At 39.8% G+C, this 13,367-nt stretch carries 9 protein-coding genes, 1 other RNA gene and 1 pseudogene; 6 read left to right on the top strand and 5 right to left on the bottom strand.

Features of this window, described 5'->3' with window-relative positions; genetic code table 11:
- Positions 1-37 precede the first annotated feature (37 nt).
- From FNT16_RS03210 to FNT16_RS03195, 4 genes are all read left to right on the top strand, one after another.
- Positions 38-1,510: a KAP family P-loop NTPase fold protein gene (locus tag FNT16_RS03210; RefSeq protein WP_143870191.1), complete on the top strand. Its 1,473-nt coding sequence runs from the start codon at positions 38-40 to the stop codon at positions 1,508-1,510.
- 2 nt (positions 1,511-1,512) lie between these two features.
- Positions 1,513-2,841 carry a GIY-YIG nuclease family protein gene (locus tag FNT16_RS03205; protein ID WP_143870190.1) on the top strand — a complete coding sequence of 443 codons (1,329 nt, stop codon included), beginning with the start codon at positions 1,513-1,515 and terminating at the stop codon, positions 2,839-2,841.
- Positions 2,842-3,204: 363 nt separating this feature from the next.
- Positions 3,205-3,729, top strand: a complete 525-nt coding sequence (gene abiEi, locus FNT16_RS03200; RefSeq protein WP_143870189.1) for a type IV toxin-antitoxin system AbiEi family antitoxin — start codon at positions 3,205-3,207, stop codon at positions 3,727-3,729.
- 15 nt (positions 3,730-3,744) lie between these two features.
- The gene (locus FNT16_RS03195) at positions 3,745-4,140 is read left to right on the top strand and encodes a nucleotidyl transferase AbiEii/AbiGii toxin family protein (protein WP_246072333.1); all 396 of its coding nucleotides are present in this window, start codon (positions 3,745-3,747) and stop codon (positions 4,138-4,140) included.
- A gap of 21 nt (positions 4,141-4,161) precedes the next feature.
- Here the strand turns inward: FNT16_RS03195 and FNT16_RS03190 are convergent.
- Positions 4,162-4,922 (bottom strand): IS5 family transposase gene (locus FNT16_RS03190; protein WP_143870188.1). Its coding sequence is split into 2 segments (ribosomal slippage): positions 4,162-4,373 and positions 4,373-4,922, totalling 762 coding nucleotides; the frame shifts between segments, so codons are not numbered across the junction.
- Between the two features lie 100 nt (positions 4,923-5,022).
- Between FNT16_RS03190 and FNT16_RS03185 the strand changes: the two genes are divergently transcribed.
- A complete protein-coding gene (locus FNT16_RS03185) occupies positions 5,023-5,520 on the top strand; it encodes a nucleotidyl transferase AbiEii/AbiGii toxin family protein (protein ID WP_246072331.1) in 498 nt (165 codons plus the stop codon).
- Between the two features lie 105 nt (positions 5,521-5,625).
- Here FNT16_RS03185 and FNT16_RS21200 read toward each other — a convergent pair.
- The 3 genes and pseudogenes from FNT16_RS21200 to FNT16_RS03170 form a co-directional block, all read right to left on the bottom strand.
- Positions 5,626-5,718, bottom strand: a pseudogene (locus FNT16_RS21200) (integrase arm-type DNA-binding domain-containing protein); the annotation flags it as partial.
- A gap of 185 nt (positions 5,719-5,903) precedes the next feature.
- Positions 5,904-6,268, bottom strand: a transfer-messenger RNA (tmRNA) gene (gene ssrA / locus FNT16_RS03175).
- A gap of 88 nt (positions 6,269-6,356) precedes the next feature.
- Positions 6,357-8,696: a reprolysin-like metallopeptidase gene (locus FNT16_RS03170; RefSeq protein ID WP_143870186.1), complete on the bottom strand. Its 2,340-nt coding sequence runs from the start codon at positions 8,694-8,696 to the stop codon at positions 6,357-6,359.
- Between the two features lie 253 nt (positions 8,697-8,949).
- Between FNT16_RS03170 and FNT16_RS03165 the strand changes: the two genes are divergently transcribed.
- The gene (locus FNT16_RS03165) at positions 8,950-11,217 is read left to right on the top strand and encodes a YgiQ family radical SAM protein (RefSeq protein ID WP_143870185.1); all 2,268 of its coding nucleotides are present in this window, start codon (positions 8,950-8,952) and stop codon (positions 11,215-11,217) included.
- Between the two features lie 41 nt (positions 11,218-11,258).
- On the opposite strand, the gene FNT16_RS03160 is transcribed toward FNT16_RS03165, so the two are convergent.
- Complete coding sequence (locus FNT16_RS03160) at positions 11,259-13,358, bottom strand: TonB-dependent receptor plug domain-containing protein (protein WP_143870184.1); 2,100 nt, start codon at positions 13,356-13,358, stop codon at positions 11,259-11,261.
- Between the last annotated feature and the right edge of the window lie 9 nt (positions 13,359-13,367).

The raw sequence follows: 13,367 nt of genomic DNA, 5'->3' as shown, positions 1-13,367 counted from the left end.
ATTTATAAATGAATGTAAAGGCTAAAAACGAACAATTATGGGTAAGAATAAAAGCAAATATGCGTCATGGTTAAGCGAATACACATTTGAAAATTGTAAACTGAATCGTGGCGAGTACGGTAAGTTTTTAGCAGATTATGTCACCGGTGAACATGGCGGTTTTGTATTGAATTTAAACGGTGCTTGGGGAACAGGGAAAACCGAGTTTTTACGTCGTTTGTATACTGAGCTTGTTAATCGAAAGCACCCAACCATATATATCGATGCTTGGGAAAGTGATTTTTCGCAAGTACCGCTAACTGTTGTGGCGAGTGAATTATTAACTCAATTGACCGATTTTGCCGATGTAAGTGAGAAAGATTTTGATAAGCTCAAAGAATATTTAGGCAAGGTTGTAAAAGCGGCTGTAATCGGTGGTGCTGGTTATATCACTAAAGAGTTAATGGGCGATGCTGGCACAGGTAGGGAAGTCGCGAAAATTTTGTTTGAAAGTGAGCCAAAAGACTTTCTTAACCAAGTAAAATCAGGACATGAAGAGCAAGTTAAGGCTATTGTTGAAATTAGAGAATCACTAGCCAAATTAGCGGATTGTTTGGCTGGCGAACCTTATAAAAAATCCATTCCTGTAGTGGTGCTAGTGGATGAACTGGATCGCTGTCGGCCAAGCTATGCGATAGAAATGCTTGAGGTTATTAAGCACTTTTTTACCACGCCAAATTTTGTTTTTGTGGTAGCAACGGATACCAAACAATTACAAACATCCATTAGAGCCGTGTATGGTAATGATTTTGATTCTGCCACTTATTTAAAACGCTTTTTTAATCGCACCGCGGAATTGTCAGAGCCAGATATACTAAATTATTTGAATACTAAAAATATAGAAATTGACTTGGGCAATTCGGCAGTCAAACTCTACCCAGCGCTCAACCATCATTTTAAGAAAGAAGACTTAGTGAAATTTTTAACTTGGTGTTTTGAGGCTTATGGTTTGAGTATTCGAGATACTGATCAGATAATTGCTAAATTAAATGCGTGCTTGCGACATATTTATAAATCCTCAAAAGACAAAAATTCACTTGTGAATGCTTTCGCTTTGGTGTTAGCGATTATTGAACATGGCCTAGCTATACCTCAGTTTTATAGCCGAACTAATGATAAAGCTGAAACTTACAGTACCGAGTTAACGAATATTCATGGGCAATTGATGATTTTAAAAAACCCAGTTGTTGAAGATAAACATGAAAAAGTACATCTCAAAGAAATTATTCAGTTTATTGACGATGTATCAGTTTTTCATACACGTGAGGCTCAAGACGGTTATTTGGAAAAGTATAAAAAATTAGATTATTGTCGGTTTGAAGTTAAAAGCAATCCATCAACCGTGCTCACTGAAATACAACGTTCAGTTCAAAAAATTTTTGATGGGGTTAATAATCAGCCGAATAACTACAAAATTTGGCTTTGGGACGACTATAGAAAGTTAGTGCTATTGGCGGGGCATATTGATTAGTCATGGATATTGAAATTAAAGCTGCTATTGAAGGAATAGACTGGTGCTATAGTAAAGAACTAATCCAAACTGAAACCCTGAAAGCCAAGTACAAAAAAGGCACTCGAGTTTATATCGTAGAAAATCAAACCAATGGTTTGTCAAAAAACATCAAAACGAATTCTGGACGGGTTTTAATTGGCTTTTTACCGGATGAAGCTATTGATTGGGTCACATTTCAAGAGGCAGCAGGTGAAGCTGTTTATGGTGTTATTCATAAAGTTGAAGGTGTTTTTCCTTACCTAAAGGTTGAAGTTAAACTCTCCATAAACCCCATTGAGATACCAAAAACACAAAAATCGTCCCTTTTAGCTAGAACTCCTATTAGGCAAACCAAAACCTTAACTCCAGTTTTAAAATCTGACAATAATAAAGCAAAACACCCTATCACCAATAAAGCATTTGCAACTAAGTCGCTAGATAAATTTGTCAAAGATAACCGCGGGATATGCGGAATCTATTGTATTTATTCAAAGGAGTTTGCAACCTATATAGGTCAATCCGTTGATGTTGGAGGGCGAGTTAGAAAGCATTTTTACGAGCTAAAAAGCAATAAGCATCATAATACTCAAATGCAAAATGACTGGAATGAAAAGGGGGAACGTTTTTTTACATATCATCTAGTCGAAAGCTGCGAAGTAGAGAGTTTAGATGAGTTAGAAGCTTTATATATCGAAAAATATCAAACCTATCGATACGGTTACAATAGTACGCCAGACGGGCAGGGAATTGTTGTCGTTGAATCCGCAACAGTAACGGCAATTTCTGAATGCAACGCTATTGATAAGGCCGAGCAAGCAAACCAAATATTTCCGATTGAAAGTGAAGAGCAAGTAATAGACGCTGAGAAAAAAGCGACGCATAGAAATTTGGAGCGCATTGAAACTATTAATGAAGTAATCTCTGAAAGGAATGTTAGTTTACAAGATAGTGCTAACTATGTTGCAAATAGTTCAGGTTCTGCAAAGTATGTTACCTCTGGCCGTAGTCATAAAGGTTTTACTATGTATGGCGATCAGCGTATCCAAAAAGAATATAATCAAATCCTAGAGCGATTAAATCAAAAGTTTCAAGACGAAGCTAATAAACTAAAATTCTCAGATGGAGCACTTATGTTGATGTCGAAGAACACGCGTTACTTTGCGAAACGGAGGTCTAAAGTATTAAAGCCGTTTCGTTCATTACTACTCTCAGTCCAAACTGAAACTAAGCGCTTTGAAAGAAGTATGGATACAAGCGGTTTGTTAACGCTACAAGCCAAATTAAAAGAATATATTGAATATTACTCCTAGTTACCTTGTGCACGTATAACTTTAATGCACACGTTTCTGGGTTTATTTGTGCATATATTATTGTTGATGTTTACTTCTCGGCTGCATACTCATGTATTTATCTGGCTTGAATGAAATCTAAATACATGCCACTTAAGGGTACATCAAACAACTTGTTGCCGTTGAATGACGCTTAACTTTGTTGGTATATGTTTTCATTAAAACTAGCTTCTTCCATCTCTTGTCTCTATTGGTCGTCACCACGGCTCTAACCAAGTCTACAAAATAACACTTATTAGGTAATTTTTTGTATACTTACTTTGCTATTATTCATGGGTAGGTCTACAATACATTACCTTATTGGTTGTTTAGTGTGGACCTGACATGACAAAAACTGACAAACTTCTCTCCATTTTTGCTCGGTCAGTTAAAACTGGTGGTGGTATTCATACTGCGTCAGAGTTGGCATTTATGCTCGGGGAGCCTTGCAATTCAGCATTTTTAAAATTGTTAGCTGATGGCGTCAAAAAAGGAAAATTTAGAAGAGTTGCGAAAGGGCTATATGAAAGCACACTTACACCACCAGAGCCTGAGAGCGCTATTTATAAAATAATCACTAAATTACGTAGCAATGTTCTTAATTATATTAGTTTGGAAAGTCAGTTAAGTCATACCGGTGATATTTCACAAGTGGTGATGGATAGGTTGACTGTTGTCACCAAGGGACGAAGTGGTATTTTTGCAACCCCATATGGCTTGATTGAATTTACTCATAGTAAAAAAACTATTGAGCAAATTGCCCCTAATTTATATTTTGATCCCGAAATTAAAATGTATCGAGCAACAACAAAACAAGCGATAGCAGATCTTAAACATTGTAACCGCAACTTGCATATGCTGAACCTTTAATACAAGGAAAGTAAGATGTTAAAACAACAAATACGCCAAATAATCCAAGATAATCCAGAACATGCCACGATTACTCCAGTAATAGAAAAAGAAATACTGCATCACGACATTATGGATGTACTTATTAAACAAGGTGCAATGCAGACCTTGAGCTTTATTGGCGGTACTTCATTAAGAATGTGTTACAACAGTGCCAGACTATCCGAAGACCTTGATTTTAATGGTGGATATGATTTTAAACCGTCTGATTTTGATGGTTTAGAGTTTGAAATCCAAAAATACATTCAAAAAAAATATGAGACGGATGTTTGGGTTAACAAACCAACTGAAGATAATCAAGGTAACACTGCGTCGTGGAAAATAAGTATTGAAAAAGAAGCTAACCGGCCTGATTTACCTAGGGGCTGTTGATCTTTGCTGTATATTTTTCAATCAGCAATGCATTGGTAACCACATCATCGAAAATGCCAGTGATACCATACTGGCATAATTCCTCGCCAACTTTTCATATCTAGTTGATATTGAACGATAATGTTTTATTTGAGCAAACGCATTTTCAACTAAATGTCGATATTTATAGAGACACCAATCAACGCTATTTTTATCAATATCTTGCCCATAATTACGTTTGGGTATCACTGAGATCCCCCTTTAGCTTCAATATACTTTCTAAGCGCATCACTATCGTATCCTTTGTCGCCTACGAAAATGTTGATTTCTCTTAAATGGTCAACCAAACTTTGTGCCCGAGCTATGTCGTTTCTTTGGCCTTCTGATAGCTCAAAATAAATGGGTAGCCCGCCACTATCTACGGCTAGATGAATTTTTGTAGAATTACCACCTCGGCTCTTTCCTATACATTCACTTTCTTCGGTTGCTGCGCCTGTACTATGCTGATGAGCTTTGATAATTGAGCCGTCTGCAAAGACCCACTCGTAATCAGCCAGTTTGGCTAACTCTTTGAATAATATATTCAATAACCCTTTCTTTGACCACAAATTGAAGCGCCTATAAATGGTATTCCAGCTACCGAATTCAGTTGGTAAATCTCGCCACGGGATACCGGTTCTTAACTTATAAAGTATCCCTTCAAACGTCATTCTGTGTTCTGGTTTGTTATAAATGCGGCCTGTACTCTTCATTATTTGAAGTAGCTTTTGCCACCACTTATCAGTTAGCATTAGTCTTGGCATGGTATTGAGTTGTTCTTTTACTTTTGGCGAAGCAAATTATAACCCTTTATCATGCCGCTCAAAAACTAATCACGAAAGATCAACAGCCCCTAGGCAAAAAATGCATGTAGATGTTTGTGCCATCCCTTCTTTTGATATTGAAAAACGGCCATTGCTTAATCACTATAATATTGTGGTGCCAACAGAAGGTATACTTGTTCCAGTGCAATCGCTACAAGAGACTCTAGCAGATAAATTAATCGCATTAGCCTATCGTTCGAGACGAATTAAACCTAGAGATATTTGGGATATTGTTTGGATTAAACAGCGCGGGATAAGTTTGTCAAAAGAGCTAGTTGAAAAAAAACTAACCGCCAGAGAAAAACCATTTGATGATTTTCGTCAAGCATTAAGCACTCAATTAGCTAAATTGATGCAAAACACTGAAGTAAAAGATGATTTTAATATGGAAATGAGCCGCTTTATACCTCTCCAAATCAAAGAAAGAACGTTAGATAATCCTGAATATTGGGCTTATGTGCAAGCAGAGGTAAATGCGATTGCTTCTGCTCTTCTGCGTGATAACGAATCAAAAAATAAGTTTGATATGGGGTTTTAGTGAAATCAAGATGCGATTCTCTGAACCATACAATATAGCTTGCCCCAATTGTCATAGCTCCAACTCATGGCCACAGATATTTATCGGCGCAGAGGTGAGTTTGAACAAGCTATCGCCGTCAGACAAGTTATATTCTTTGTCTTTTGGTTTAGCATTGTTAATTTGAGTATTGTTTAAGGGTCGGGCAACTCTAGGCATAGTAACATCCATTCTATCAATCGTAGTAACACCGGTTTTTAGTAACATCGCCCAGTGTTACTAAAAATGTTACTACAAATTGCGGATGTTACCAAACAAATAGGAACAACTAAGAACAAGAGATGTTGTATTTTATTGATTTTAAAGGGTTTTTAGTGCGTTATCGAACAATATGGAATGAGGGGTGGTGGAGCCGGGGGATTTGAACCCCCGTCCGAATAACTTCCGTCTTCGGTACTACATGCTTAGTTTGTCTTTAATTTCACCTAATAGCTGCGAACAAACACGCCACTGCTAGGCTATCCTGAATTAGACTTCATGCTTCAGCTCTCAGGCGGGAGCATCCACACTATCTTGTTTGGGTTTGAACTTCTGTTATTCCCCGTCTTACAAGCGGAAGCTAGGGCAGAAGTGCTACAAGCAGGTTATTAAGCTGCTAGAGCGTAAGTTTCGTCGTTTGCGACTATTTTTTTGCGGCTTTTTACGTGGCCAACCGCCCCACGACATGCACCTTAGAGTTTTAGAAATCCGTCGAATCCTAATCGGCCCCTGATCAGGGAAACTCTCAAACTCAGGACGGGCGAGTTTACGGGTTTTGCCTATAAACTTCAACCTGTCTTTAATAGATATAGTGATTATTATTTTAATTTCAAGCGGCTACGTCTAATTAATGCAGCGATTCCGAGTATTAATACTAAAATACCATTGCTTGAACCAGAGCTACCCGCTTTTATTGTAACATTTGGCGTGTCGTCTTCTGGTTCAGGTGAAGGCGTTGGTGTCGGTGTTGGGCTAGGTGTCGGACTCGGCGTTGGCTCTGGTTCCGGTTCGCTCACCTCTGCAACGGTTATTGTAAAGTTAAACTCGTTGCTTTGATTAGCCCCGTCGCTGACTTGTACTGGAACTTGTAATTGGCCGGAAAAATCAGCATTTGGTGTAACAGTGTTATTAACTAGGCTGTAGTTACTACCCGTGTCTGCGCTCAGTGTAAAACTGGTATCGTTAATGTCATCAATGATTAAGCTGGCGGGTGTAATTTCAAAACTCTCACCTTGCTCTATGCCGGTGGCTTTTTGCCCTGTAATTAGAGGCGATTCATCTGCTTGTATCGAGAAAAAGCCTTCGCTTAAGTTAAAGAAAGTTTGTTCACTACACATCACCATAACTTTGCTTTGCAATGCAGAAATATTTGGCAGCTCAACCGTGGCGCTGCCAGAGTTGTTTACGCTATTGGCTAAAGTGTGATTAAAAGAAGCTCCAAAATCATCTGTCATCAGGATATCAACATGACGACATAATGAATCTGTACCAGCAACGTCCCAAGTGACATTTATAGTTTGACGTCCATTAAAGCTTTGCTCTGCGCTTGGGCTTAATACCTTAAACGGGCCGGTTGTACCGTCTACATTTAGGGTTAATTGCTCGGTGACTACAGCGCCATCACCATCTCGCACCACAAGTTTAAAGTTTAAGTCGCGGCTGCTTTTGGGCAGTATTTCAGCATTGGTTGAACGTTCAAATACCAGGTCGTCTAAATTTGGTACATATCGAGTCGAACCTGCCGTTGGTAAATAATTTCTAAAAGCAGGGCCATTTATTGCATTTGCCCAATCAGACCTGTCTGTTGTTTCGTCACCTAAATCATATTGTTCCCAGCTATACAGTAAGTTAAGTGAGTCTGAATCATTTGCGGTTGCACTGAGTATAAATGGCGTTTCTGCTGGGATAGTCATTGTCGTTAGATTCGTTTGTATTTCAGGTGGTTGATTACCGTCATTGGTATAAGTACCGCAAAATCTGCCCGCACCAAATCGAATGTATTGATGAATTTCTTCAATTGTTTTGACATGAAATGCGGCAATGGAGCTATTTTGAATGTTTTCATTTTGCCCGTTATCACTGCATATACCCGCATAACCCATTATGGTTACACCGCCGCCGAGTTCATAGGCTGACTGGGATTGTCTGGCATCTTCGCCACCACAAAAACCGGCAGTACCGTTAAAAGTGTGATTCGCGCCAAACTGATGGCCAATTTCATGTGCGACAAAATCTACATTAAAAGCTTCGCCCGTTGGACGGCGGGTTCCGGTTAGCCCTTGAGCTTTAAACCCTGTTCTGCAGACAGCGCCAACTTGTGCTAAACCGCCCCCATCGGTGCCAAAAACGTGGCCAACATCGTAATTATCACTGCCTATGGTTTCGTCTATTGTTGTTTGTGCTGTTTTAATATCTGCCGATGGGTCGTTGTTTTTGTATGGATCTGTACTGCTGGAGGTGAAAATTAATGCATCCATGTTATTCACCAATTGCAATTTAATCGCCAGATCGCGCAGATAAATTTGGTTAACACGGTTGATTGTGGTGGTAATTGCATTCAGCGCAGCGGTTTTTGAACCAAAAAAGCTGGTGTATTCAGCAGTAGTTGAAACGGCTAAACGAAAAGTAGTCAGGCCCGGGTTTTCAGCTAATGCGCCTCGCGCTGCGATTGGGGTTGCAGGTGTATCCTTGTGTAATACTGAATCTTTTAGTTCGCCATGTTGGTAGCGGTAAAACTTATAAACACCCTGCGCGGCCGGATCTAAATAAAAGGTTTGGTTATTATGGGTAAACATGGCATGAAAGCCATTTGGCCCAGAGTCAAAACGCCCTGTGTTTTCTGGTTTGTCTATTTGGTAACCCTGATAGGTTCTAATATCTGGATAAGCTTGTTGCAATGCGCTAGGTAATATCGGGTCGAATTTAACGATAAATTGAATGCGTTGATTAAGCTCATTTGGTAAATCGAGAATTGCACTTTCATTGGCTTTTAAGCTTTTGAGTTTTTCAATTTGCTGGGTGGAAAGGCTATTCATTTTATAACCCGTAATTACCTGGGTATTTTCCGAATTGCTTACTGATTCAACAGCGACTTCTTCCCAAGTATGCCCCAGTATTGGCAGACAACATAATAATATCGGGGTTATAAGTTTCTTCACATTTATCTCACTTTTTTAGCGGGTATCTAAACAGACCAGATAATTAATTAAAAAATCCCATAGTTTTTATTCTAGGCAATTATCAAACGTTTTGCTGCTTCATTTTTGTGCACTGGTGCAAGGCTTTGGTATTTGTATTTTAAAGTCTACATATTGCTATCTTTTGTTGTTTGTTTGGTTTTTATTCGATTTCATTCATCCCTTAAATTTGCTAAACTCCGCGCCCATTTCGAACAAACTTCCGGTACCTTTGATGCAAGCACAGCGGCAATTACAAAGAATGCGCGCAGAGCGCGATTTATTTTCTTATCAAGATCAGCCGAGTACTGCGTATAACCCAGCTCCATTTTTGCCAATGAGCAAAAAAGAGATGGCTCAGTTAGGTTGGGATAGCTGTGACATTATTATTGTAACCGGCGATGCGTATGTCGATCATCCAAGTTTTGGCATGGCGGTAATCGGGCGAATGCTCGAAGCGCAGGGTTTCAGAGTAGGTATTATTTCTCAGCCTGACTGGACCAGTAAAGAAGATTTTATGAAGCTAGGTCAGCCTAACTTATTTTTTGGTGTAACGGCTGGCAATATGGATTCGATGATCAATCGTTATACTTCTGATCGTAAATTGCGCCATGACGACGCTTACACCGCGGGTAATGTCGGTGGTAAGCGTCCAGATCGTGCTGTCACTGTTTATACGCAGCGTTGTAAAGAAGCTTTTAAAGTGCCCGTTGTTATTGGCGGGATTGAAGCGAGTTTACGGCGCATCGCACATTATGATTATTGGTCTGATAAAGTGCGCCGTTCGGTATTGTTTGATTCGAAAGCCGATATTTTAGTTTATGGCAATGCAGAGCGACCATTGGCAGAAGTAGCGCATCGCTTGGCGGCTGGTGAAACTTTGGATGATATGCAAAATATTCGCGGTACAGCAGTTTTGCGAAAAGAACCTTTACCCGGTTGGTATGGCGTTGATTCAACTGATTTAGATAAATTGGGGAAAATTGAGCCAATTCCCAATCCATATGAAATGATTCAGGAATCAAGTTGCGATACAAAAAAAGCAGAAGTTGAAGCGCTGGACAACGAGGTTGCGGCACAGCCTATTATGGTTCAGCCTGCCAAAACTCGACGACCTTGGGAGATGACATACGTTAATCTGCCGCCTTATGATGTGGTTCGAGCACAAAAAACCTATTATGCCCACACTTCACGGATCTTACACCAAGAAACCAATCCGGGTTGTGCACGTGCTCTGGTGCAGCGCCATGGTGACCGAATTGTTTGGGTTAATCCGCCTGCTTTCCCGTTAGAAACCAGTGAGATGGATGCTGTTTTTGATTTACCCTATGCGCGTATTCCGCACCCAAGTTATGGTAAGGCGAAAATCCCGGCTTACGATATGATAAAAACCTCGGTTAATATTATGCGTGGGTGTTTCGGCGGTTGTACATTTTGCTCAATTACCGAACATGAAGGCCGAATTATTCAGAGCCGTTCTGAAGATTCGATTATTCGAGAGATAGAAGAGATTCGCGATAAAGTACCGGGATTCACAGGTGTTATATCTGATTTAGGCGGGCCGACTGCCAATATGTACAAGTTACGTTGTAAACACCCTAAAGCGGAACAGACCTGTCGTCGAATGTCTTGTGTATGGCCAGATATTTGTGGTCACATGGATACTGATCACACACCAACAATCAATTTGTACCAGCGCGCCAGAAAAGTAAAAGGCATTAAAAAAATACTGATTGCATCTGGCGTGCGTTACGATTTAGCCGTTCAAGACCCCAGATATGTCAAAGAATTAGCGCAACACCATGTTGGAGGCTATCTAAAGATTGCACCAGAGCACACAGAAGAAGGGCCTTTAGATAAAATGATGAAGCCTGGTATGGGCACTTATTATAAATTTAAAGAGCTGTTTGATAAATATTCTAAAGAAGCAGGCAAAGAGCAGTATTTAATCCCTTACTTTATTTCGGCGCATCCGGGTACAACCGATATGGATATGGTGAATTTGGCCTTGTGGTTGAAAAAGAATAAATTTCGCCTAGATCAAGTGCAAAATTTTTATCCTTCACCTATGGCGAATGCGACCACTATGTATCACACCGAAGCAAACCCAATGCATAAAGTGACGCATAAAAGTGAAAAAGTATTCATTCCGCGTGGTGATAGACAACGTAGGTTGCACAAAGCTTTGTTGCGCTATCATGATGAAAAAGGCTGGCCAATCATTCGTGAAGCATTAAAAAATATGGGCCTGACAAAGCTGATCGGTAATGGGCCAAATTATTTAGTGCCGCCGGCTGATAAAAGTAAAAAAACAGCGGTTCGAAAGCGTTCTGAAAGTAAAGGTCAGTTTACTAAAGCGGTTACGCGATTCTCTTCCGATCAGCCGCATAACAATAAGGCTGCAAAAGGACGAAAAGGAAGCAGTGTGAAAAAGCGCGGTAGCGCTAATAACTCAAATGGCCAAAAAGTGGTTTCGAGTACTAAAAAAAACAAGCGCCGTTAAACGAACGCTTGGCTTTTTGGTTTTGTGTTGGGCTTATTTAATTAAAAAGATACTTCTGCTCCGACAAACCACTGTAAACCGCGGTTAGGCACACCTTGGTCTGCAGAATTGCTAATCGCGGGTGTGCGGTATTCAGTATCGAACAGATTTTTTGCAGCGGCAAATACGCGGGTATTCTCATTGATTTGATAAGAGACTTTCGCATTAGTCACCCAATAGTCATCCAGTTCAACCAATGTGCCTTCCCGGCTTTTATATTCGACGGTTTGCTTTTCACTCTGATAATTAGTTGACAGGTTAAAGTTCCATTTTTGATATTGATAATTGGCAATTGCAAAAAATAAGTTATCTGATTCTTTAAACTGATCTTCAGCTTTATCTAAAATATGCGTTGCACCTAGCTTAAAATACATATTAGATTGCGGAATGTAGGTTAACTCAGCTTCTAAGCCTTCGGTTCTTTGGTTTTCTTGCTGATTAAGCAGCACCACTTGGTTATTTTGCACACCGGCTAAAATCGGGTCTTTTATCTGATGGCTAAAGTAGGTTGCGGATGCTGTCCATTTTTCAAAATTGCCGAGCCAGATTAAATCAAACGACTTTACAATCTCAGCGTTTAAGTTGGGGTTACCCTGAACCAATGGGTTGTTTTGTAAACCAAGCTCATTTAACTGGGGGGCTCGATACGCTTCACCATAATTTATTTTAAAGGTATGGTGCATATCAAAATTATGCACGACACTTATTCTTGGACTGGTATTACTGCCAATATCACTATACTTGTCGTAGCGTGCACCTAATGTCATTTCCGTTTTGTCACCCAGACGAATTTGCGCCTGTGCAAATGCGCCATTTATATCTCGCTGTGTTGCACTTACAAACAAGATATTTTCACGAAACTCACCATCAAAATGTGCAATGTTCGGATGTTGTTGAGGTTTGATTGCGCCACCACTTGCTAAGTACGTGGCGCATTCAATTGAATTAAGACAACTTTGGTAATCAATATTGGTATACGATCTATCTTTTTCTAGTTTACTGCTTCTATGCTCTAAACCGACACTTAAGCGTAAGTCACTATTGAGTTGATAGAAATTGTTTACTCGGATCCCTTTAGCTGTTTCATAAATTGGGGTTTTAGCCAGCAGCGGTGCTGTTGTGGGTGGGGTCGTTACTTCAAAAAATGCAAATTCACTCGTTCCTTGAATAGATAAATCTGTTTTATTATCCCGATAATCTAACCAGATATCCGTTTGCAATGTATCAGACCAGTCCACTAAATGGTTGAGCGTGACAAAAACAGATTCAGTTTTAGAGAAATTGAATCCTTTGCCAATATTGCCTTGGATATAATAATCTTCAGATTGCTGTTCACTACTGGTAATGTGCAAGGCAGTTTTTGCATATTTAAGGTTGAAGATCAATTCTTTGTGCTGAATAGCATCATATAAATCGTGCTGCTCAGTTGAGATAAAGCTATCCGTCTCTTGTTTGTATAGGTCACCTTTGTCACGACCATATGCAGCTATTGCCTGTACTGAAAAATCTCCTGCTTGATAACCTGCAGAGGCACTATATTCTCGTCCGCCCATATTCCCAGCCGCAAGACTGACTTGTGGGGTGTGTTTGCTTATGGTTAAAATATTAATCACACCTAAAAAGGCGTTTGAACCGTAAATAGAAGATCCCGGACCTTTAATGACTTCTATTTTTTCAACAATAGAGAGTGGTATAAGTGGCAGTGTGTAATCATTCGCGCCAGAGTACTCGCTATTGATGCGCTGGCCATTTAACAGAATGAGGATCTCACCCCCACCTGAACCCGATGCTCTGCCACGCGACGATACTTTATTAAATCGTGGATCCCTGTCGGATTGAACGCTTTGAAACCCGGTTACAAAATTTAATATTTCATCTAGGTTGGTTAAACCTAATTGTTGAATTTCCTGACGGTTAAAGATTGCCACACTAGACGGTACGCTGGTTAACGTTTCATTTGTTAAAGTAGCGCTCGCAACTTCAAGTTGCATTAATTCTTCAATTGGAAGTGAAAATAAATCTTCTGCATGCGTCTGCGCCCACACTTGAGTTGCTAGGGTGCAAGATGTCATTAAAGCTAAAAACTTAGGGATATTTTTCATGTAATATGT

The sequence above is a fragment of the Catenovulum sediminis genome (assembly GCF_007289895.1).
Classification (GTDB): Bacteria; Pseudomonadota; Gammaproteobacteria; order Enterobacterales; family Alteromonadaceae; genus Catenovulum; species Catenovulum sediminis.
The sequence above is the reverse complement of the archived record's forward strand: the minus strand, read 5'-3'. Positions and strand labels throughout refer to the sequence as shown.

What these genes read in the sequence shown, in the direction of transcription:
- abiEi (WP_143870189.1), top strand. Translation starts at nt 3,205, where the DNA reads ATGACAAAAACTGACAAACTTCTCTCCATTTTTGCTCGGTCAGTTAAA.
- FNT16_RS03185 (WP_246072331.1), top strand. Translation starts at nt 5,023, where the DNA reads ATGCATGTAGATGTTTGTGCCATCCCTTCTTTTGATATTGAAAAACGG.
- FNT16_RS03205 (WP_143870190.1), top strand. Translation starts at nt 1,513, where the DNA reads ATGGATATTGAAATTAAAGCTGCTATTGAAGGAATAGACTGGTGCTAT.
- FNT16_RS03165 (WP_143870185.1), top strand. Translation starts at nt 8,950, where the DNA reads ATGCAAGCACAGCGGCAATTACAAAGAATGCGCGCAGAGCGCGATTTA.
- FNT16_RS03210 (WP_143870191.1), top strand. Translation starts at nt 38, where the DNA reads ATGGGTAAGAATAAAAGCAAATATGCGTCATGGTTAAGCGAATACACA.
- FNT16_RS03195 (WP_246072333.1), top strand. Translation starts at nt 3,745, where the DNA reads ATGTTAAAACAACAAATACGCCAAATAATCCAAGATAATCCAGAACAT.
- FNT16_RS03160 (WP_143870184.1), bottom strand. Translation starts at nt 13,358, where the DNA reads ATGAAAAATATCCCTAAGTTTTTAGCTTTAATGACATCTTGCACCCTA.